The 19,806-nt window shown below is 42.5% G+C and carries 22 protein-coding genes; 11 read left to right on the forward strand and 11 right to left on the reverse strand.

Annotated elements, in window-relative coordinates; genetic code table 11:
- The first annotated feature begins 4 nt into the window (after positions 1-4).
- A complete protein-coding gene (locus MNR06_RS13280; protein ID WP_243536844.1) occupies positions 5-430 on the forward strand; it encodes a VOC family protein in 426 nt (141 codons plus the stop codon).
- A gap of 25 nt (positions 431-455) precedes the next feature.
- Positions 456-947: a VOC family protein gene (locus tag MNR06_RS13285; protein WP_243536845.1), complete on the forward strand. Its 492-nt coding sequence runs from the start codon at positions 456-458 to the stop codon at positions 945-947.
- Here the strand turns inward: MNR06_RS13285 and MNR06_RS13290 are convergent, their stop codons facing one another.
- Genes MNR06_RS13290 through MNR06_RS13300 form a run of 3 tightly spaced genes read right to left on the reverse strand, consistent with a single transcriptional unit; the run spans position 948 to position 2,607 of the window.
- Entirely contained in the window at positions 948-1,427 is a 480-nt protein-coding gene (locus MNR06_RS13290) for a GreA/GreB family elongation factor (protein WP_243536846.1), read from the reverse strand. It abuts the gene before it with no gap.
- Positions 1,428-1,484: 57 nt separating this feature from the next.
- Complete coding sequence (locus MNR06_RS13295) at positions 1,485-2,024, reverse strand: DUF924 family protein (RefSeq protein WP_243536847.1); 540 nt, start codon at positions 2,022-2,024, stop codon at positions 1,485-1,487.
- A gap of 58 nt (positions 2,025-2,082) precedes the next feature.
- Positions 2,083-2,607 (reverse strand): Hsp20/alpha crystallin family protein, encoded by a 525-nt coding sequence (locus tag MNR06_RS13300; protein ID WP_243536848.1) that lies wholly within the window; start codon positions 2,605-2,607, stop codon positions 2,083-2,085.
- Positions 2,608-2,735: 128 nt separating this feature from the next.
- Here MNR06_RS13300 and MNR06_RS13305 point away from each other — a divergent pair, with 128 nt between their 5' ends.
- Together MNR06_RS13305 and MNR06_RS13310 are read left to right on the forward strand one after the other, a co-directional pair.
- On the forward strand, positions 2,736-4,103 hold the full coding sequence (locus tag MNR06_RS13305) for an NAD(P)H-binding protein (RefSeq protein WP_243536849.1): 1,368 nt from the start codon (positions 2,736-2,738) through the stop codon (positions 4,101-4,103).
- A gap of 12 nt (positions 4,104-4,115) precedes the next feature.
- Complete coding sequence (locus MNR06_RS13310; protein ID WP_243536850.1) at positions 4,116-4,478, forward strand: DUF1304 domain-containing protein; 363 nt, start codon at positions 4,116-4,118, stop codon at positions 4,476-4,478.
- Here MNR06_RS13310 and MNR06_RS13315 read toward each other — a convergent pair.
- Positions 4,446-6,236: a glycosyltransferase family 39 protein gene (locus MNR06_RS13315; protein WP_243536851.1), complete on the reverse strand. Its 1,791-nt coding sequence runs from the start codon at positions 6,234-6,236 to the stop codon at positions 4,446-4,448. The two genes, MNR06_RS13310 and MNR06_RS13315, sit on opposite strands and share 33 nt — an antisense overlap.
- 54 nt (positions 6,237-6,290) lie before the next feature.
- Positions 6,291-6,665, reverse strand: coding sequence for a DoxX family membrane protein (locus MNR06_RS13320; RefSeq protein WP_243536852.1), 375 nt, complete (start codon positions 6,663-6,665; stop codon positions 6,291-6,293).
- Positions 6,666-6,817: 152 nt separating this feature from the next.
- Here MNR06_RS13320 and ubiG point away from each other — a divergent pair, with 152 nt between their 5' ends.
- Positions 6,818-7,594 carry a bifunctional 2-polyprenyl-6-hydroxyphenol methylase/3-demethylubiquinol 3-O-methyltransferase UbiG gene (ubiG, locus tag MNR06_RS13325; RefSeq protein ID WP_243536853.1) on the forward strand — a complete coding sequence of 259 codons (777 nt, stop codon included), beginning with the start codon at positions 6,818-6,820 and terminating at the stop codon, positions 7,592-7,594.
- Positions 7,595-7,669: 75 nt separating this feature from the next.
- Here ubiG and MNR06_RS13330 read toward each other — a convergent pair whose 3' ends face one another.
- Positions 7,670-9,247 (reverse strand): B12-binding domain-containing radical SAM protein, encoded by a 1,578-nt coding sequence (locus MNR06_RS13330; protein WP_243536854.1) that lies wholly within the window; start codon positions 9,245-9,247, stop codon positions 7,670-7,672.
- A gap of 106 nt (positions 9,248-9,353) precedes the next feature.
- Here MNR06_RS13330 and MNR06_RS13335 point away from each other — a divergent pair, with 106 nt between their 5' ends.
- Positions 9,354-10,583 carry a M28 family peptidase gene (locus MNR06_RS13335; protein WP_243536855.1) on the forward strand — a complete coding sequence of 410 codons (1,230 nt, stop codon included), beginning with the start codon at positions 9,354-9,356 and terminating at the stop codon, positions 10,581-10,583.
- On the opposite strand, the gene MNR06_RS13340 is transcribed toward MNR06_RS13335, so the two are convergent.
- Positions 10,580-11,503 carry a LysR family transcriptional regulator gene (locus tag MNR06_RS13340; RefSeq protein WP_243536856.1) on the reverse strand — a complete coding sequence of 308 codons (924 nt, stop codon included), beginning with the start codon at positions 11,501-11,503 and terminating at the stop codon, positions 10,580-10,582. The two genes, MNR06_RS13335 and MNR06_RS13340, sit on opposite strands and share 4 nt — an antisense overlap.
- 219 nt (positions 11,504-11,722) lie before the next feature.
- Between MNR06_RS13340 and MNR06_RS13345 the strand changes: the two genes are divergently transcribed.
- The 4 genes from MNR06_RS13345 (at position 11,723) to MNR06_RS13360 (ending at position 14,330) form a co-directional block, all read left to right on the forward strand.
- On the forward strand, positions 11,723-12,127 hold the full coding sequence (locus tag MNR06_RS13345) for a hypothetical protein (RefSeq protein ID WP_243536857.1): 405 nt from the start codon (positions 11,723-11,725) through the stop codon (positions 12,125-12,127).
- 52 nt (positions 12,128-12,179) lie between these two features.
- The gene (locus MNR06_RS13350; RefSeq protein WP_243536858.1) at positions 12,180-12,737 is read left to right on the forward strand and encodes a BON domain-containing protein; all 558 of its coding nucleotides are present in this window, start codon (positions 12,180-12,182) and stop codon (positions 12,735-12,737) included.
- A gap of 130 nt (positions 12,738-12,867) precedes the next feature.
- Entirely contained in the window at positions 12,868-13,440 is a 573-nt protein-coding gene (locus tag MNR06_RS13355) for a flavodoxin family protein (RefSeq protein ID WP_243536859.1), read from the forward strand.
- A gap of 125 nt (positions 13,441-13,565) precedes the next feature.
- Positions 13,566-14,330 (forward strand): hypothetical protein, encoded by a 765-nt coding sequence (locus MNR06_RS13360; RefSeq protein WP_243536860.1) that lies wholly within the window; start codon positions 13,566-13,568, stop codon positions 14,328-14,330.
- A 68-nt stretch (positions 14,331-14,398) separates the two neighbouring features.
- On the opposite strand, the gene MNR06_RS13365 is transcribed toward MNR06_RS13360, so the two are convergent.
- From MNR06_RS13365 to MNR06_RS13380, 4 genes are all read right to left on the reverse strand, one after another.
- Positions 14,399-15,019: a superoxide dismutase gene (locus MNR06_RS13365; RefSeq protein ID WP_243536861.1), complete on the reverse strand. Its 621-nt coding sequence runs from the start codon at positions 15,017-15,019 to the stop codon at positions 14,399-14,401.
- Positions 15,020-15,231: 212 nt separating this feature from the next.
- Entirely contained in the window at positions 15,232-16,521 is a 1,290-nt protein-coding gene (gene speE / locus MNR06_RS13370) for a polyamine aminopropyltransferase (protein WP_243536862.1), read from the reverse strand.
- 236 nt (positions 16,522-16,757) lie between these two features.
- Positions 16,758-17,831 carry a polysaccharide deacetylase family protein gene (locus tag MNR06_RS13375; protein ID WP_243536863.1) on the reverse strand — a complete coding sequence of 358 codons (1,074 nt, stop codon included), beginning with the start codon at positions 17,829-17,831 and terminating at the stop codon, positions 16,758-16,760.
- 88 nt (positions 17,832-17,919) lie between these two features.
- Positions 17,920-18,840, reverse strand: a complete 921-nt coding sequence (locus MNR06_RS13380) for a class I SAM-dependent methyltransferase (RefSeq protein ID WP_243536864.1) — start codon at positions 18,838-18,840, stop codon at positions 17,920-17,922.
- Positions 18,841-18,905: 65 nt separating this feature from the next.
- Between MNR06_RS13380 and MNR06_RS13385 the strand changes: the two genes are divergently transcribed.
- A complete protein-coding gene (locus MNR06_RS13385; protein ID WP_243536865.1) occupies positions 18,906-19,736 on the forward strand; it encodes a Bd3614 family nucleic acid deaminase in 831 nt (276 codons plus the stop codon).
- Positions 19,737-19,806 lie beyond the last annotated feature (70 nt).

A 19,806-nucleotide genomic window follows, 5' to 3' on the forward strand; every position in this document is an offset into this window, starting at 1 on the left:
CGACATGGATGCTCGTTTAAGTTTAATAACTTTGGGAGTGAACAGTATCAGTCTTTCCCGAGAGTTTTACGAAAAAGGCCTGGGATGGAATGTATCTTCGGCAAGCAACGAAAACGTTGTTTTTCTTAAAACACGAGGCGCAGTGATTTCTTTATTTGGAAAACAGGAATTAGCCAAAGATGCCCAAGTTGATGGCCAAGGTAGCGGTTTTCGAGATTTTGCTTTAGCTCACAATGTTCGCACTAAAGAAGAAGTCGCCGAAGTTCTGAACCAAGCTGAAATAGCGGGGGGGCGAATTATTAAACCGGCCCAGGATGTTTTCTGGGGCGGGCACAGCGGCTACTTTGAAGATCCCGACGGATTTTTATGGGAAATAGCATGGAATCCACACTTTCCCTTGGATGAAAACGGCAACGTTCAACTACCTTAATTGTACAACCACATAGGAGAAACGTATGGCTACTGTTAAACCAGTTCCTATTCCTGAAGCTCCGCTGGCTCCTTATCTTTGCGTTCGCAATGCGGCCCAGGCTATCGAGTTTTATCAAAAAGCATTTGGTGCAAAGGTGATTTTTCGCATGGATGACCCGTCCGGTTCGGGAAAGATAGGGCACGCTGAACTAAAAATTGAAAATGCGCATATTTATTTGTGCGATGAATTTCCAGAAATGGATACGCGGGGCCCAGAATCCATCGGCGGTTCACCGGTGATGCTTCATCTTTACGTTAAAGATGTAGATGCTTTTACTGAAAGAGCGGTGAAAGCCGGAATCACTGTGGATAGAAGAGTGGAAAATCAAATTTACGGCGATCGCGGCGGAAAGTTTATAGATCCCTTTGGGCATATTTGGTGGATTGCTTCCCACAAAGAAGATGTTTCTGCTGAAGAAGTCACACGGCGCGCGAAAAAAATGATGGCGCAACAACAGCAACAAGATCAGCAGTAATTACCAAACTTTCAGGATTTCGTATTCGCGGAAGTTGTCGCCTGTTTCAACAACGGCGACACCTTCTTGTGTTTGATCCAAAAGTGCTTCGCCTAAAGGGCTATTTGGCGTGATGATTTGAATTGTGCGACCCTCAAATTTAATACTGATGCCGCCACCTTTTCCTAAAATAAAAAAGGTGTTCTTCTTACCATCAGAATCAACTTCTACTAAAGCTGTGGAATTGATTTTGTCTTTAGGTCCGAAGTCCCTGACGTTCACGTGCTTCAGAAAGTATATAATTTCTTCGACCTCTCCGACACGTTTTGCTTGTGCCCCGGCTAAGTAAGAAGCTTCAAGGCCACGGGTATCGTATTCATTTTCAGGTTTGCTTTCTTCACTTGTAGCCGCTTCATAAGTGGCAATAGCAGCATCTTTTAATACTGTTAAATCGGCTTCTAATTGTGTGCATAAAGCTTCAACAAGCTTCTTTTTATCCAAGACAAACCTCGTAATGGACTAATTATATTGGAAGACAAAATCAAGGCAACAGACTTTTTAAAAAGAGCTGCCAGGCTGTTTTAAAAATTCAATTTCCTCTGCAGATGAAGTGCGATTTAAAATCTTATTTCGGTGGGGATAGCGACCAAAACGGTCAATGATAGCCTTATGTGCTCTTTCGAACTTTAGATTGTATTCTAATCCAGGTTGGGAAAATAAATGCAGTGCCTCTTCATGGGCCTCTTTAGCCTCACTGTGCATGAATGGCATATACAAGAAAGCTTTTTGGGTTGCATTAAGCTTGCGATCATCACCATTTCTTACGGCTTCTTTTGCCAAGTGCAGGGCAAGATCATCCATGGCAAAAGCTCTTTTATCATCGCGGAACATATTTCTTGAAAATTGATCTAAAACGATGATTTCAGCCAAACGTCCTTTCGCAGTTTTGCGCCATTCTATAGAATGGCCTTCTACCACATAGTGGTACGTTTCGGTAAAACGTTTACGGATGTGCGCATCGAACTGTTCATCTTTTGTGAACCACAAGCTTGGATCAATTTCTTCAAACCAAAAATCTAATATTTTCTGTGGATCCATCTTTTTCCTTAAATAAAACAGAAGGCCTTTCACTAGGCCTTCTGTAGAACAGTCTTACTTAGTGGCTTCTTGAAGTATCCGTTTTTACGTCAACTTCATCCTTTTTGGAATGAAGAAGTTTATCAAAGAATCCACCAGCTTTTGACTCGATTTCAATTTTACGCGCTTGAGTTTCTGGAGTTTTTGGCAAGAAAAGCGAAAGAACTCCATCCTCATAGCGAGCCTCGATGTCATCAGCATTTACTGTTGAAGGTAAAGTGAAGCTTCTTGTGAAGGAGCCATAACTTCTTTCAAAACGTTGACCTTTTTTACCTTCAGTTACATTGGTTTCACGTTTACGTTCACCAGAAATAGTAAGTACATTATTCTTAACATCGATCTTAATGTCGTCTTTTTTCATACCGGGAAGATCGATTGTCATTAAATAATGGCCTTCTTCTTCTTCGACATCTGTTACCGGATTGAAGCCGGAACTAACTGGGAAGTCTGAATTGCGAGTGAAGTCTTCAAACATTCGCTCCATTTCAGAAAAGAAGTCGCCTGTAGACAAGCGTCTTTCCGACCATGGTGTTAGATGTCTCATAACTACCTCCTTTCCATAGGTACATTCTAAACCTGTTTCTTGTTGTGGGGATGTCAACATCTGTATTTTGTCAGATGTTTTTAGACTTATGAATTTGCTGTGATAGGCTCATATTTCCGGAGGAAAAAATGAAGGTAGCGATTGCAGGAGCGAGTGGATTTGTAGGAAAGGCTCTAATTTTAGAACTACAAAAAGACCATAGCCTGGTTGCCTTAAGTCGCTCTTCAAAGAAAACCGACAGTCCTCAGCTTGAGTGGCGGGCCTGTGATTTATTTAGTCTTCTGGATGCAGAAAAAGCTCTGGTTGGCGTTGATGTCGCTATCTACCTTGTCCACTCCATGCGACCTTCGGCTCATTTGACTCAAGGGACTTTCGATGATTTCGACCTTATTGTAGCCGATAATTTTGTGAGGGCCGCAATAAAATGTGGGGTTAAGCAGATAATCTATCTAGGTGGATTAAGACCTGAAGACACAAAAGATCTATCTCTTCATTTACGCAGCCGTTTAGAAGTCGAAGATGTTTTTAGGAATAGTGGAATCCCATTCACCATCTTACGTGCGCCGATCATTTTAGGTGCTGAAGGCTCTTCGTTTCACATCATGGCAAGACTTGTTGAAAGATTGCCTGTGATGGTGACGCCAGCATGGACAAGAACTTTAAGTCAGCCCGTGTCTTTAAAAGATGTGGTTGCAAGCATTAGTTACTGCATCGGTAATGAAGAGACATATTCAAAAACCTATGATTTGGGTGGCCCAGAGATTGTTAGTTATTCCGAGGTCATGTTGAAAATCGCAAAGCGCATGGGATTAGAACGTAAACTTCTTCCATTTCCATTTGTGACGCCAAGAATTTCCACGTTGTGGGTGTGTTTAATCACGGGTGCGCCAAGTGCATTAGTTAAACCTTTGATTGTAGGTCTTAAGGCGCCGTTGCTAGTCAGTGCGGAATGGGAACTAAAAATTCCAAACCATAAATATCTTTCCATCGATGAAGCCGTCGATGAGGCTTTGAAAGAATATAGTGGAAAGAAAAGCCCCTTAGCTTTTCAAGGCAGTCCGTCAGGCCCCCATGTCGTTCGCTCAGTGCAAAGGATTCCGTTACCAAATGGTATCCATGCTGAACAAGTGGCCCATGCCTATTTGGAATTCCTTCCCCGAACCCAGCCATTTTTTTTGCGGGTTGAGGTAGCGGGGAACTGGATTTACTTTTCTTGGCGCTTTCCTTATGTTCGACTTTTGATTCTTGAATATTCGCCAGAGCGTAGTTGGTTGAATCGACAATTGTTCTATGTGCGTGGCGGGTTACTGGCGTTGACGACAGAGCGAGGCCGTTTAGAATTCCGCGAAATCTTGGGTGGTAAGGCTGTGATCGCTGCAATTCATGATTTCAAACCACGCATGCCATGGTATATTTACCGCTGGAGCCAGGCTTTGTTTCATCTGTGGGTGATGAAACAGTTTGGAAAGTATTTAAGTCAAAAAACTCCGACATAAAGAAAGTTGATCATGATTGCTGAAAATATTTTTGCTGGCTTAGTTGCTTTACTGCATTTTTATTTTTTATATCTTGAGATGTTTCTTTGGACCAAGCCACAAGGATTAAAGATTTTTAGAAATACCCCGCAAAAAGCAGAAGATTCTAAAATCCTTGCTGCCAACCAAGGACTTTACAACGGTTTCTTAGCAGCAGGTTTAGTTTGTTCCATCGTGCACCCTGATAATTATTTTGCATTTCAAATCAGGGTGTTCTTTTATGTATGCGTGATTATTGCTGGAATTTACGGCGCGCTTACGGCGAATAAAAAAATTTTCTTCGTGCAAGCGCTACCGGCTATCTTAGGTTTGATTCTGAGTCTCACTTTGGGTTGAAAGTATATCGACTTTGATTTTGCGCCACGCAGGCAGGGCTATGCATTGAATCACCCAGCTAGCGCCTACGGAACTCCAGATAAATAGAATGCCATCAAATGGGATTCTAAAGCGCATCTCTGACTTGAAAAACCATACTGTGAAGAACAGCGTTAACATCATTAATGCGGCTATTTCCGTAAATGCATCTTTTCTTCTAGCCATGACCAGAGCCCCAAAAAGTGCGAATGGTAATAAGAAATACGTAGATAAAGGATTCCAAAGCTTCATCATATGTCGCACTGGGGACGTCATAGCGGGCCACAATTCGTTACCAAAGAAAAGATAGTGAACAAAGCGAAGGCTATCTAGCAGAACTGCTGGATTTTCCACAATGCAGTTAAAACCTTCTTTCCAAAAGTAAGCTTGATCTGTGAAGGGTCTTGGCCATTTTTTAAAAGTATTTTCTCCGGTTTGTACAAAAAGCGGAGACATCCAGCTAGTGCCGGTAGAATCCATATTATTTTTTGAAGGGCATTTACCTTCTACGAAGTTCAAGGCCCCTGCAGTTGGCCCGAAATGAGGTTTAGAGTATTTCATCCCAGTCCAAACCATGTGGGGCAATACGACAAGTGCGCAGCCCACACCCATCACAGCAATCTTTTTAAAACCTTGGAAGAAGTGTTTACGCTCTTTATATAAAATCCAAAATGCAAAAGCAGGAATGAAGAACGCATGATTTCCTTTAAAATAAAAAGCCAAACTTAAAAGAAATCCAATTATAAAATAGTTTCTAATTTTTTGGTTATGCTGGTTGGTGACCATCAGCCATAGACAGAATGTGATAATAAAAGCATAGGTCGTTTCTGCAAGATGAAAAGAAGCCAGTGCAATTTGCGGCGCGTGGATCCCAGCAATAATGATTGCCGCAATTCCAGCAATTTTTCCGAAATATTTTCTTGAAATTAGAAAAGCTAAAACTACTATTCCCCAAGAAGTGAAAACTTGGGCCCAGTTTAGTAAATCAAAGCCTCCGATCTTTCTTAGAAGCAAAGACCATAACGTGAAACCCACGGGCTGAAAAAGCTGACTGTCTTCATAAAAGTTACGAGTCAGTTCCCAACCCCTGTGGAAATAAGCAAGCATATCAGAAAAAATTGTCATCTCCGGAGGGGAGAGGATGAAGACGCCATAAAAACGCAAGAAGAAGGCGCCAATCAGTAGAATGCTAACAAATATCTTTTCATTAAGTTGCGCCTTTGGCAGTAGTCCCAAAAGTAAAAAGAGCAAGCCGATTCCTAGACAAGATAAGCCAAAGATCAGTTTTGGTTCAGACCAATCTTTATCAAGCACAACTCCCATGCCGTAGCCGTTAGAACTCCCCGCGAAATGCCACTGATTGTTATTGCGTAAAAGTTCGGATGTGTTTGCTAATTTAAATCCTGAAAAATTGCGACATCTTTCATTGGAATCCTTAGGTAAGGCCACTTCACCTAGGACTGAAGTTGTTAAACTATCAACGCAGCTAATAGTTCTAATTTTAAGTCTGTCTAACGCAAAGAAAGTTCCCTTGGTTTCAAAGCTAACCCAGTAAAGACCTTCGCGGGTACGACTTTGCGAAACCGTTGAGTGGGCCCTTTCGGTAGTTGATAAGTTAGGATTGATTAGGCGAATGTTTTCAGGAATCGGCGTCAGGTAATTTAACCACAACAACGAGGAAATGAAGAACAAACATCCAATGATCGTACAAATGCGAGCGGTGATTTTAGATTTTTCCATAAGCTTGCGGACCATTTATAAAAACAATCGTCCGGCGCTCAAGTTACGAAAACATTAGTGGATAACTCGTAATAAATTTTCGCTGTGAAGTATTAAAAGAATTGCGTAGGGGACAACAAACGTAGCTATAAACCCAAAAGGTCTTTGATTTAAAAATATCTGTAATCCCGTCAACACAAACATTAAAGGCGCAAACACCATCAAGCTTAAGGGAACCAAAAAGCCTAGAACTAAAAAAGCACCGAAGACGATTTCAATGAACTTCACAGTGGGCATGATAAATTGAGTATCAACACAGGACCCAATAAATGCGTCCATGCGTGGGCTTGGCGTGGGAGGTTTGATCCAATTAAAAATGGCGTTCAATCCCCAAAACACCATCTGTAAACCAAACGACCACCGACAGATAATTTCCAAGTAATAGCTCATGGCTTAAAAGTATTCCCTGAATACAAACAGAATGAAACAAGAATTTCCGTCAGTGGTGGGCCGCAAGAACGGATGATTGTTACCACTGGACTTCGCTTGATTTCCGTACAGGTCAAGGTTCTTGCTAACTTCTTTATTAAAGGGGGCTATTGATGGAAATGGATTTGGATTTAGCAAAGCTAGATAAAGAGATCATTAATAATGATGCCTATGACTCTTTGGCGGATCGCTGGTACGAAGCGCAGGATGATCCAATAGCACTTTTACGCAACCAACATAAAACCCAAGTGCCATGGATCTTAGATGAGATTCGTCGCAATATCGGCTATCACGCTGAAGTTTTAGACATGGGGTGTGGTGCGGGATTTCTTTCTAATGACCTTGCGGCAGCAGGGCACAGTGTGACGGGAATTGATCTATCTACTTCAAGTTTGAAAATTGCAGAGACACGAGACAGAACTCGTTCAGTCAAATATAGACAAGGCGACGTCTACCAAGTTCCTTTCCCACGGGAAAGTTTTGATGTCGTTACCGCGATGGATTTGCTAGAGCATGTTTCTGATCCGAAAAAGGTTTTAGCTGAAGCTACTAGAGTTCTACGTCCTGGCGGACTTTTCTTCTATAACACTTTCCATAAAAATCCCCTGGCATGGCTGGTAGTGATTAAAGGAATGGAGTGGTTCGTGAAAAATACTCCGGACCATTACCATGTTTATTCTCTTTTCATCAGACCTAAGAAATTAGAAAGTTGGATGGATGATGTCGGGTTAGATTCCATGCAGATTCGTGGCATTAGACCCGTATTTGCGCAAAAAGCTTTATTCAAACTATTAGCCACGGGAGTCGTTCCAAGTGACTTTAAGTTTAAATTCAGCCGATCGCCATTGATTGCCTATATTGGTGTCGCGAAAAAATTAAGAGAGCACTAGCTGGGGCTGGGCTGGTCGACACTCCGACTTCGCCGGAGTAGGACTAAAAGCCCCGTTCGTCACGGGGCTTTTGCTTTAAGAAGATGTCGTTTCCGCTTTACCTGCCAGATGTCGTTGCTGTCGTTTTGGAATCGCACTTTTCATCGCATCTTCTGCGGCAACGGGTGCTTTTGGTTTTGCCACATAGTCTTTAAGAAACTTCGGCAGATCTATTTTTCCAGTTAAAGTATAATCCTGCAGAATAAGTGCTTTGGCTTCTTCTTTTGGCCAGCCCATTTTTTCTTGAAGATAGACGTAAGCACTTTCAAAAAGACTTAACTGAGAAATTCCATAAGACTGAGCATAGCGCGCGCTCAGGAAGTCGTTAAACTCAAAGAACTCCCAAAAGAAGGACTGATCTTCCCTGCGGGTGGCACGATCTCTTAAAGTCGCGACGAAATGTTTAAAGCTTCCGCTGTTAGCGTAAAGATCCCAGAACTTTGCAAATCGATTCATCACTTGCAAAGTAGCAAAGTCGACGTCTTTATTGCGTAAGATTTGAAATGGTGGATTGCTGGCGTAAACCATTTCAAACTCTTTATCATGACGAGCAATCGGCGCGCCTTTCAGGCGTTTTAAAATACCCACTTGAATTTCATTCGGGCGAAGTTCCGCCAAGGTATCAAAGCCTTTACCAAAACTTTGTAAGTCTTCACCGGGTAAACCCACGATAAGATCCGCGTGGGTGTGGACTCCAGTTTCAGAAGCGAGGAATCTAAAATTCTCTCTGACTTTTTCATAGTCATTTCGGCGGCTGACGTTGCGGGCAACCACTGGATTCCAAGTCTGGATACCGATCTCAAACTGCAAAGCACCATCCGGAAATTTTTTGATCAGATCACGAAGTTCAACTGGCAAACGATCCGGCACCATCTCGAAATGCAGGAAGAGTCCCAAATGAATACGATCCAAGAAGAACTGCAGAATCTGAGTGCATGTGGTTGGACTTAAATTGAAAGTGCGATCGATAAATTTAAATTGGCGTGCTCCACGATTTAAAAGCTTTTCCATTTCTAGTAGGAATTGGCCAACATCGAAATTTCTTACCGATTTATCTAAAGAAGAAAGACAGTATTCACAACGATAAGGACAGCCGCGGGATACTTCGACGTAAATCACACGATTTTGAATATCTTCGTCAGTGTAAAGGTCATACGGAAGTTTGATCTCTTTAATTTCTGGCAAAATGCCAGCGATGATTTTTCTTTCAGGCAGAACGCCGTTTTCAAAATAGTTTTTGCAGAACTGATAGAACAAGAAATCCGCTTCGCCTTTGATGGTGAAGTCAGCGATCTGGCAGATTGGATTTCCTTCAGCCTCGTGACTGACTTCGGGGCCGCCCAGTACGACCAAAGTTTCCGGACTGATTTTCTTTAGCAACGAGACAAGTTCTAAGGACTCCTGAGCATTCCAAATATAAACGCCAAGGCCGATGATCTTTGGTTTTTGTTTTAACAATGTTTCTGCGATATCTCGCGGGTCACGTTGAATAGTGAACTCCATGATTTCAGCGCGGGGCTGAAGTTCCCCGAGGTTCGCCAGCAAATAGCGCAAACCAAAAGAGCTGTGGGGATAAGAGGAATTCAAAGTGACTAGTAAGATGTCCTTCATCATAGGTGCGGGATCCTAATACATGTTGAAAAAATAAGCGAATTATCTTTGCCAACATGGGGACAAATTCGTACGATTACTGTACGGTAATTTTTTCAAAGGATTGAATATGAAAACCGCCATGATGGCTCTTTTATTCGTCGCATCGACGGCGAATGCCCATGTGACCGCACTTGAAGACTTCACTTCAAAACCAGTGTTAGCAGACCTACGCGATTTGCGTGCGTTGAACATTCCGGTGTTTGCAAAAAATGAAGAAGTGCAGGTGGGTTATGCCCATATCACTCCGCTGATGCAGCAAAGAATTCAAGAACGCGCACACAAAGTTGGTAAGTGCGGCGGCTTTGAAGATTTAAGCCATGAAGCTTTATTCTTTTCCACGGATTTTGAAAAAGTTCTTAATGACCTGGCAGATATTCAAACTAAAAACGAGCTTTACGAAAAAGTTCCGTTTAAACTTTTGGCTTTGAACAAAAAGCCAGAGATCGAAGCAGCTCTTACAGAAGTCAGCGAAAGCAATTTGCGTAGCTACGTGCAATGGCTAACGTCATTCCCGAGTCGTGGCAGTCAAAGTGCGGAACCGAATCGTCACGTATCTGAAATGAAAGTGCGTTTAGAGGCTATGCTAGGTAGCGCAACCATTCCATATGAAATTTCAGAGATCAAACATTCTGGCACTAAACAAAACACGTTGCATGTGCGTTTGTTAGGAAGTGAAAAACCAAACGAGATCATCGTTCTTGGTGGTCACCTTGATTCCATCAATCAGTCTTGGGGTGGTGGAAAGAATGCTCCGGGTGCGGATGACAATGCTTCCGGTTCTGCGAACTTGATTGAAACTCTAAGAATCATCATGGAAAAACCACAACCAAAGCGCACTATTGAATTTTTCTGGTATGCCGCCGAAGAGTCAGGTTTGATTGGTTCTGCTGAAATCGCAAAATCTTACAAAGCTAGTAACAAAGATGTGATCGCAGTTCTGCAACTGGATATGACTTTGTATCCAGGGTCAGGCGAATTTGTTATCGGCAGCATGACCGATTTCACCAGTGCTTGGTTAAGAGATTACCTAAAAGCGATGAACGACACATATCTTCACGCTAAAATCGTAGATGATAAATGTGGATACGGTTGCAGTGATCATGCATCCTGGAATCGCCAAGGTTACCCTGCGCTAATGCCGTTTGAAGCAGACTTTAGAGGCAAGAACGGCAGCATTCACAGTTCAAAAGATGTGATTTCGCCGCAACTGAACTTTAAACATTCAGCTTTATACACAAAAATCGCAATTGTTATGGCAATGGACTTAGCGAACAGCGACGCTCGCCAGCCTTACTAGCTGATCTTTTCTAATTTATTTACACTCATGATGACATCATCAATGGTTTCATCATGGGTGTCTTCGTTTCGGCCTAAAAGATATAATGAATGCTTCCAGTATCCTTCTTTAGGACCTATCACCGTTAAAAGACCACGCTTCACTTCATCATAAACATACGGAAGCGGTAAAAATCCAACGCCCGCTCCGTCAAGAATCGCGCGACCCACAACCGAAAGAATGTCGCTTTCAAAAACGACTTTTTTCCGGGCTTTGATTTCTTGAAAGAAAATATCTGTTTCCTGGCGCAACTTCATTTTATAGGAAGGCAGAATTAGGCCCGAAGGAATTCCGTTCAGGAATTCTAAAGCGGAAGTGTTTCTGGTGATCCTTGCTTTCATCTCTTTTAAAAGTTTGGTTGAGACTAGCAAGTTTACTGACATTGAAGCGCTGGCAAGTTCAGTCACATCCTCTGAATAGATGGGCTTATTCGTTAGCAACAAATCAATTTCCTGACTTCTTAATTGATTCATCAGAACTTCAGAGGGCGCAGAACTCACAAAAAACGTCTTATCTATTTTCTTCTGTTTTTCGCGAATCAGCGGACTAAGTAGATCGGCAATAAAAGGACGTTCGACCTGATCAGTGACACCGATTCGAATGCGCTGACTTTGTTTGTCTGTCGGAGATTTGAGACTTTCAGCAAATTCTGCCGCGATATCAAAAATTTTTTTACAATAGGCAAAAGCGCGTTCTCCGTCGGGAGTAAGCTGTAGTCGTCGCCCCTTTTTTTCGAAAAGTTTTTTTCCTGTGGTGCTTTCCAACACCTTCAGCTGGGAACTTAAAGAGGGTTGGCTTATATGGAGATACTTAGCTGCATTACTAACGCCACCAACCTTCGCGGTTATATAAAAGTAATAGAGATGGTTGTAGTTAAACATAATTTAACACCTCGTTTGGAGAGTATTAACAAGCGTAAATGGGGGTCATACTGATACCAGCCATTTGCCTAACTGCTTATATCTTATCAGAAATACTGAAAAAGAAAAAACTCAGTCTCATAAATATATAGTTTAAAGCTAATTATGATATCGAAATTATATATTTAACGAATCTTTTGCAATCGTCAATAATGGGGATACAGAACAAGGAGGCCTTGTATGCAAACAGACATTCATTATAGAGACGTCACTAGAACAGAAAATCTTGAGGATTATCTTCTAGAGAAGGTCGAAGGATCTTGTGAAGAGATCTTTAAGTACGACAGTGGCGCCCACCTCACTGTGCGTGTGGAAGAAGAAAGACACCGCACTGAACGCAGAAAACCTAGTTACACTTGTGAGGTCATCTTAAAACCCTCTTATCTGCGAAAAGTTTTTAAAGTCAGAAAGTCCGATTCGAATTTCAGAAGATGTGTAGCCCGTACCGTGAATGCTTTGAAAGTGATCTTAAGTAAGGAATCTTCTCTTAAAAAACAACATGGTCGTCACGACCGATTCCTGAACAACATCCCTACACCTGCAGAGTATGAATATGGGTACGAAGCAACGGTGGACTATAGATAGCTAAGTCTGTCTCTACATTCCGGCTTTGTCGGAGTAAGAACCAGGAGCTTGTATGACTTGTCATTTACAAAAGCACCAATCAGATAGCGAACTGGCGCGTAAAATAATGGATCGAATAAAATGGGATAAACGTATCAGTCTCGCCGATATTGAAATCGACGTACGAGGTGGTGAAGTTATTGTGAGCGGTGAAGTGGATTCTGCTTATCGCAAACATGCCGCCATTGAGGCCATCTCTGAAACTGAAGGTGTTTGGAATATTGAAGATCGAATTGATGTGCCTTCAGACTTTTACCGGTCGGATAACGAGATCGTAAAAATTCTGAAGCAACAAATTCAAGAGATGCTAATGCTGGACGGTGAACATATCGAAATTGAATGTGAATATGGCATTGTAAAACTTCAAGGTGAAGTCTTTAGACCTCGTATGAAAGCGATGGCCGTAGCCTTTGCCTGGGAGCTTTCGGGAGTGAAGGATGTAAATAACTTCATTGAAGTAAAGTCTCCTCCTCAAAGAATGCCGTTGTCTGTTGATTTTGAACTTATATCGCGGTTTCCACATACGGGAACCAACGTTCCACTAGATGACTTACTAAAGGAGGTCCAATAGTGATCATTGATAATGTGCGGTCTATTTCCTAATCCCTCCATGACAGGGCGCCTTACCTACTCTAAAAAAAGGCGTCCTGTTTCTTTTTTATCTTATATACTTCCTAAGCATCATCGTTTTAGGAGTTCCCATGAAAAAGATTTTAATTTTAAACGGCAGCCCGTCGGGTGATATCGGCAACTGTGCTGTTTGGATTCGCGGCTTGAATTCAATAATTAAAAAAGAAGCTGACCCCGAAGTGGTTCATTTGGCGAAGAGCAAATATGGCAGTGCTTTAAAAAAGAAAATCCAAAACGCCAGTGGCGTCGTTTTTGTCAGTGGTACATATTGGGATTCGTGGGGCAGTCCTTTGCAAAAACTTTTAGAAGATATGACTGATCTTGAAGCTTCACCAAGCCTTGTTGGGAAACCTGCCTCGGTCTTTATCCTCATGCATTCCGTGGGTGGTAAGGGTGTTTTATCACGCCTTCAAGGTGTGCTTTCAACGATGGGCTTTTTAATTCCGCCTATGAGCGGAATGGTTTATTCGCTAGTTTCTGATATCGCACTGAAAAGCAAAAGCACCCACGCAAAAGACTTCTGGCAAAAGGAAGACGCGGAACTTATTCTTCAGAATTTCTTGATAGCCTGCGATCTTAAGATTGATTGGCAGTCTTGGCCAGTGGATAAAAACGATCCCACCCGCAAGTGGCTTCGCTCATAAGGATGTAACAAATTTCGCAGAAGGGGCAGAATTGGTCCCTTCTTAGCGAGATCCCTAGGTTCAAACTAAATAAAAAGGACTTGAGAACTCAAACCTGTGGCATCTAAATTGTAAGGTCCTAGGGGATGCGTTTTTTATCCTTCCTTCTAGCATTTACCTTCACATCCTTAGCATTTGCTGAGGATCTGCCGCCGCCAGCCAGGGTTATTGTGAACCCGGTCGTGGGTTCTTCAGCGCGCACCCTGCCACAGTGGCAGTTTGGTTTTCAGCGGACTGCAGGTGCTAACATTAATTCCCATCTTTTAGCCAATGCTTTAACGGTCGGAGTTTTGCCGCGTTTAGAGTTTGGAGTGGTTCCGATTTATTATATCGGGGTGCCGGGCAGTTCTAACTTCAGTGCTAAAGTTCATTTTTATAAAGGTGAGGATTTCGATGCCGCTGTCTCTGTTTCTGAAGCACGCTTTTTAACTAGAGTTGAATATCAAGGTAAGATTGAAACTCCAGCATTGGTGTTGCAGTCGACTCATCTATCAGTGAACTATCGTCCGCCACGTTTTAGTGATTTAACGATTTCACCATTTACGACAACGGTTTGTGCGCATGTTGATTCTGCGAATGCTATGATTTTTGTTGGATCGTTAAAATGTGAAGTTGAAAGAGGCGTGGATCTGCAGTGGCAAATCAAAGATCGTGAGTGGATCACCTTTGCAGTAGGGAATGTAAGGGACACGGGCTTATCGCCCTATGAAGAATTGCACAGCGGGCTTGGTGCTGCTTGGTCTAAGTTCCGTCCTAAAGAATTGATCTCTCGTCCTTCAGTGGGTGTCTACTACACGCCAGAAACCAGCAACACTCTTTATCTTTTATCCACTACATTTTACGAGATCTAATTCGGGAATAAAAAAAGGGACTGTCAGCGACAATCCCTTTTTAAGTTTCTTAAGCAAAATGCAAATGACTACGTCATTGATTTTGTAAGATCGCGAACTTTTTTCGATGCATAGTTTTCGTTAACAAAAGCCCAGTTGATTTGCGTGAAGAATGTCTCAAGGAATTTTGCGCGAAGATTTCTGTAATCGATATAGTAAGCGTGTTCCCAAACGTCAGCCACCATGATTGGTGTTGGGCCGTTGTTTGTGAACGGAACCGCTGCGTTTGAAGTAGACACCAGGCTTAATTTGCCTGAAGCATCAGTACACAACCAGATCCAGCCAGATCCGAAAGTTTTAACGCCGCCATCAACGAACTTAGCTTTAAGTTCATCCATAGAACCGAAATCACGTTTGATTGCTGCTTCTAGATCCGCGGAAGGTGCACCACCTTGACCTGCAGGAGCCATGTTGAACCAAAAGAAAGTGTGATTCCAAGCTTGAGCCGCGTTGTTAAATACGCCGCCAGATGAAGAAAGAGTGATTTCCTCTAAAGATTTACCTTTAAGGGAAGCATCTGTTTCCATGAACTTGTTAAGATTGTCGATGTAAGCTTTGTGATGCTTGTCATAGTGGTAAGTCATTTGCTCTTCGTTGAACAAAGGAGCAAGACCATTTTTTGCGTACGGCAGAGTAGGTAGTTTAAACATTTACGCCTCCTAATAGCGGTCGCCGATAAGGGCCCAATCGACTGCGTTGTGCGGTCTTTTACTTCTCTCCGGCGTAGCGCTGCTACGCCTGCGTTTCGTAAAAGATCCTCCGCCTTGCGCTTGAACCCTTCTCGCCAACCTTGGTTAAGGTTGCGCGACCTGGTTTATATTTCTAGATGAAACTATAATGAAAATAGGAGGCGGTCTATTATTTAAGCGTTTTCGCCTAGCATCTTACGTACAAAGGTAGGTAACGCGAAAGCTGCTGCGTGCAAATCTTCGTTATAATATTTCAAAGATTTATCGTTTGAAAATTGGCGCGCTTTGTCTTTATTGAAGTCTTTAGCTGGGTGTGTGTTGCCCTTAACACCCATTTGCAAACTCCACATTCCAGACGGGTAAGTTGTCGCGTGGAAAAGCATCGTGTGTACTTGGGATTTACCGAAAATACCTTTTAGGCACTGATTTAATTCAACAAAAGTGCCTTCATGGAACATTGGTGACTCACCTTGAGTGATGATCATGCCGCCCTCTTTAAGAGCGTTTTTACAGTTGTTGTAAAACTCTGCAGTGAAAAGACCTTGCGCAGGTCCTACTGGGTCAGAACCATCTACGATAATAACGTCGTAAGAGTTTGCCGCCGCTTCTTTTACGAATTGGATCCCGTCACCGATGATCAAATTCAACTTAGAGTTACCGAATTCGCTAGCGATATTAGGAAGATGTTCTTTCGAAGCACGGATCACAGATTCATCAATTTCAACCATCGTCACTTTTTCAACCTGGTTGTATTTGAAAAGCTCACGAATGGTTCCGCCGTCGCCACCACCGATGACCAGAATATTTTTCGCGTTTCCATGGGCCTGCATAATCGGGTGAGAGATCATTTCATGATAATGAAATTCATCACGCTCTGTACACATCACCATGTTGTTGATCGCTAGGAATTTGCCGTGGGAATAAGAATCTAAAACGCGCACGCGTTGGAACGGATTTGTTTCATCAAACAAAACTTCGCCAGTGTAACGCAAGGACAACGCCTGGTTTTCGTCTTTATCTGTGAACCACACATTGCGCTCGATTTGGAAGCCTTTTTCTAAATCGAAGGAAGGTTTAGTGCGAATATGCTGAGGTTGGAAATCAGATTTTTTAATGACGTGAAGCGAACCACGGTTCATTTCAATCGCAGAGTAGTTAGCTTGGAAAGCTTTCTTAAGGTGTTCGAAAGAAACCCAAGGATCTACTGAATCACCGCATGTGAATAAGTCCACCGCTGCGTATCGGTATTCAGGCCAAGTATGAATCGCCAAGTGGCTTTCTTGAATCACAACCACACCGCTTACACCCCATGGAGAGAAGTGGTGGAAAGTTGAATTAATAACAGTAGCGCCCGCGATTTGTGCCGCCTCAATCATGCTTCTTTCGATGATAGAAACGTCGTTCAAAACTTCAGCGTTACAGCCAGAAAACTCAACAAGGATATGACGACCCAAAGCGTTCACTTATAACTCCCGGTCGTCGATAACGGCCCATCCGACTGCGTTGTGCGGTCTTTTATTTCACTCCGACGTGGCGCAGCCACGCCTGCGTTTCATAAAAGATCCTCCGCCTTGCGGCTGAACCATTCTCGCCAACCTCTAATAAGGTTTAGCGTTTTTTAAAAATTAAAAGGGGGTTCTAGGACCTTTTGAACCCCCTGACAAGAAAAAATGTACGCGCTAATTTAAAATGAATTTTTTTAGCGGCGTGGGCGAGGCATCATATCGAACTGACCAGAGCGGTACGCTTTGAATACGTCCGGAGTCAGAGTGTCTAACCAAGTTACGTAAGCTTTGTAGCTGACGCATTTTACTTCAGGCATACCACAAACTGTAGACGTGAAGTCTTTTAAAGCATCCCAGTAAGCTCCACCGTTGTATTGAGCCAAATGGTGACCCAAAGTCACAGGAGCACGACGTCCGTAGTAGTTTAAGTTGAAATAGTTCATGTAAGATTGAACCATTTGTTTGCGATAAACTTCGCGGTTTGCCAGATCTTCTTTCGCGCCAGAGTTCACTGCATAGAAATTATAGTCCATGCCAGTGATGCGACGGCCTGTTCCGGCTAATTCGATCATTGGAACGTGAATGCGCCAGATGTTTGATTGGTCTTTATTTGGCCATACGGTCATTTCACCCTTAGTTGAAACGTCGTATTTCATGTTCATTGCCTTTAAAGCTGGATATGTAGCCTCATTCGGAGCCAAGTAAGGCGCACGGAAACCCACGATGTCTTTTTCGCTTAAAGCATAACCTTGAGGATACTTCGTGTTCGGAGAGATTCCGTTATTAAAGTATGCGCCGAAAATAAAGTCGTTCCATTGGCGGAACTCAGATTCCCAGTCAGCTTGGTTCCAAAGATCTTCCATACCGTTGAAGTTGCCGTTGGCGCGTGAAGCGATCTCATGGCCTTCGATGAAAGAATCATTGATCATGTCAATACGAGCAGAGATATCAGCGATGTTCGCGCCAAAACCAATTTGTGAATAACCCACATCATGTTTCGGTGGAGCATAGAAGTGACGGTTGGCTTCGCGAAGAAGGTAAACGCCGCTAATAAAGTAAGTAAAGTTGATAGGCTTTTTATTTTTCGCCATATCAGCGGCAAATGCACGGGTCGCCTGCCATTGAGTTAGGTTGAGGCCACCATCAAATCCCACCATCACGTATTGTGTCGGTCTTGGCACCTTCGGCGCAGCTTGCGCTAAAGTAGGGATCGCCATAGAAACGGTCAGAAGCGCGCTCATAGAGAGCGATTGCCAATTACGGAACATATTATCACCTCACTGTGAATGAATTTTGTCGACACTCCAACTTCGTCGGAATGGTCAATCTTAATCAGGTCACAGAGCAGTGATCACTTTACTTGTTTTTAATCTCAAAACAGTTGTGAATTTTTTTGTCGTGGAAATCCTGTGGGATGCTTTCTTCAGTGATGTCTTTCACAGTGTAGGTCGACAAAACTTTGTCGGATAATTTAAATTTCCGTTTGTTATTTGAAAAATAAAGAGTGCCTCCTGGCAATAACATCGACATGCAGGCATCTACTAAGAAGTCCTGATCACGTTCTACCTCGAAGCTGTCTTCCATTTTCTTTGAGTTTGAAAACGTCGGAGGATCTAAAAAAATAATATCAAAGGCCTTCTGATTTTTGTTAAGTCGCAACCAATCCAAAACATCAGAATTAATAAAATTATGGGGAGTTAAATTGATTTCGTTGTTTTCAAAGTTTTCTTGGGCCCATCGTAAATAAGTTTGTGACATATCTACACTGGTGGTTTGGGCTCCGGCTAAAGCAGCAAACACACTGACAGATCCCGTATAGCAAAAAAGATTCAGAAACTTTTTATTCTGCGCAGTTTTAAATATTTTCTGGCGCATAGGGCGGTGATCTAAAAACAAACCCGTATCCAAGTAATCATGAAGATTTACCTTCAATTGGGCTTGCGATTCGCGCACAAGAAAAGTCTCGTTACGCATATCCATTTTTTCGTACTGTTTTAAACCTTCCTGGCGTTCTCTTTTTTTGATGACGACGTCGGATTCGGAACAATTGAAAAGTTCCTGCAATGCTTGAAGCACGTGGGGAAGATGGTTTTTGTCTTTGTCTTTTACAAAATCAGACTTATCGTAGACTACGTATTTGTCTTTATAGATGTCGACGATATAGGGATATTCAGGGATATCACGGTCATAAAGGCGGAAGGCTTCGATTTGATGGCGCTCGGACCAGGCTTTAAGCTTTTTAAAGTTCTTTTCCAGGCGATTTTTAATCATGTTCATAGATGGGCTCCGAGTGCTTTTGCGCAATTTAGACATTAAATGCAATTTATGGTAACAAAACTTTGATGTTCACTGAAAAAAGGGCTGAAAATATAGCATTTTTACTTAACAAACCCGATATGGATTTGGCCTTCGTCGAATATCAGGGTGTAGTTTATTATGCCCATTATCCAAAGGGTCACCTTGCGCCATCGTCCGCTGTAGTAAAACTGCTGCAAGGCTTATTTGATTGTTTCTTGGATCACAGTTTTTTTATTCTGCGCCAACGGATTTACTCAACTGACGCCTTAAGCGAAATGTGCAAGGGAATGCTTAAGGTGGTAGCGAAAAGGGCTAGCGAACTTGTAAAACCTCAAGACCATAAAATAGAAATCGTAGTTAAATTTCAAGACGTGGGCGGAATAGATCCTGTCGTTTCTGTTTCTCAGCTGAATGATGAGAATAAAATCTCTTTAGCTGAAATTCAAAGTTTAAGTCTTTTTCAATCCGCAAAAGACAGTCACAGTTATTTTGATTTCACTAAGATATTAGCAACCAAAGTTCGTCGCGGTGAAATTCTGCATGACTATGATCGCAATATTGCAGCGATTTTAGTTGATAAAGAACAACGCCTTTTAAGTTACGGCATCAATTCCAATTCGAAGAATAAAACCTTGCATGCAGAAGTGAACTTGATCCAGAAATATTTCGAGCTTTCAAAAGGTAGAAAAATTCCTGTTGGCGCAAAAATATTTTCAACCCACAAGCCTTGTAAAATGTGTGCCGGGATGATTTACCATTGGAGTGAAAACCCTATGGCGATTGAAGTCCTTTACGGCATTGAAGAATCCGGCGGACTTTCCCGTCACACGGTTCTTGATCGGTTTAAACTCAATAGAGCCATCATCGCTCCTTAAACCAGTGAAAATATTTCTTTCGTCTTCCCGCACAAATGATAAAGCTCTTGGCATTTATCAGGGCTGCGAT

Origin of the sequence: Bdellovibrio reynosensis (assembly GCF_022814725.1) — a bacterium.
In the GTDB taxonomy this organism is placed as follows: domain Bacteria; phylum Bdellovibrionota; class Bdellovibrionia; order Bdellovibrionales; family Bdellovibrionaceae; genus Bdellovibrio; species Bdellovibrio reynosensis.

Bases quoted from the DNA above. Each gene is read 5' to 3' on its own strand.
- ubiG (WP_243536853.1), top strand. From the start codon at position 6,818: ATGGAAATGGATTTGGATTTAGCAAAGCTAGATAAAGAGATCATTAAT.
- MNR06_RS13355 (WP_243536859.1), top strand. From the start codon at position 12,868: ATGAAAAAGATTTTAATTTTAAACGGCAGCCCGTCGGGTGATATCGGC.
- MNR06_RS13310 (WP_243536850.1), top strand. From the start codon at position 4,116: ATGATTGCTGAAAATATTTTTGCTGGCTTAGTTGCTTTACTGCATTTT.
- MNR06_RS13330 (WP_243536854.1), bottom strand. From the start codon at position 9,247: ATGATGAAGGACATCTTACTAGTCACTTTGAATTCCTCTTATCCCCAC.
- MNR06_RS13335 (WP_243536855.1), top strand. From the start codon at position 9,354: ATGAAAACCGCCATGATGGCTCTTTTATTCGTCGCATCGACGGCGAAT.
- MNR06_RS13385 (WP_243536865.1), top strand. From the start codon at position 18,906: ATGTTCACTGAAAAAAGGGCTGAAAATATAGCATTTTTACTTAACAAA.
- MNR06_RS13305 (WP_243536849.1), top strand. From the start codon at position 2,736: ATGAAGGTAGCGATTGCAGGAGCGAGTGGATTTGTAGGAAAGGCTCTA.
- MNR06_RS13360 (WP_243536860.1), top strand. From the start codon at position 13,566: ATGCGTTTTTTATCCTTCCTTCTAGCATTTACCTTCACATCCTTAGCA.
- MNR06_RS13320 (WP_243536852.1), bottom strand. From the start codon at position 6,665: ATGAGCTATTACTTGGAAATTATCTGTCGGTGGTCGTTTGGTTTACAG.
- MNR06_RS13365 (WP_243536861.1), bottom strand. From the start codon at position 15,019: ATGTTTAAACTACCTACTCTGCCGTACGCAAAAAATGGTCTTGCTCCT.
- MNR06_RS13285 (WP_243536845.1), top strand. From the start codon at position 456: ATGGCTACTGTTAAACCAGTTCCTATTCCTGAAGCTCCGCTGGCTCCT.
- MNR06_RS13350 (WP_243536858.1), top strand. From the start codon at position 12,180: ATGACTTGTCATTTACAAAAGCACCAATCAGATAGCGAACTGGCGCGT.
- MNR06_RS13280 (WP_243536844.1), top strand. From the start codon at position 5: ATGGATGCTCGTTTAAGTTTAATAACTTTGGGAGTGAACAGTATCAGT.
- MNR06_RS13315 (WP_243536851.1), bottom strand. From the start codon at position 6,236: ATGGAAAAATCTAAAATCACCGCTCGCATTTGTACGATCATTGGATGT.
- MNR06_RS13375 (WP_243536863.1), bottom strand. From the start codon at position 17,831: ATGTTCCGTAATTGGCAATCGCTCTCTATGAGCGCGCTTCTGACCGTT.
- MNR06_RS13340 (WP_243536856.1), bottom strand. From the start codon at position 11,503: ATGTTTAACTACAACCATCTCTATTACTTTTATATAACCGCGAAGGTT.
- MNR06_RS13300 (WP_243536848.1), bottom strand. From the start codon at position 2,607: ATGAGACATCTAACACCATGGTCGGAAAGACGCTTGTCTACAGGCGAC.
- MNR06_RS13380 (WP_243536864.1), bottom strand. From the start codon at position 18,840: ATGAACATGATTAAAAATCGCCTGGAAAAGAACTTTAAAAAGCTTAAA.
- MNR06_RS13295 (WP_243536847.1), bottom strand. From the start codon at position 2,024: ATGGATCCACAGAAAATATTAGATTTTTGGTTTGAAGAAATTGATCCA.
- MNR06_RS13345 (WP_243536857.1), top strand. From the start codon at position 11,723: ATGCAAACAGACATTCATTATAGAGACGTCACTAGAACAGAAAATCTT.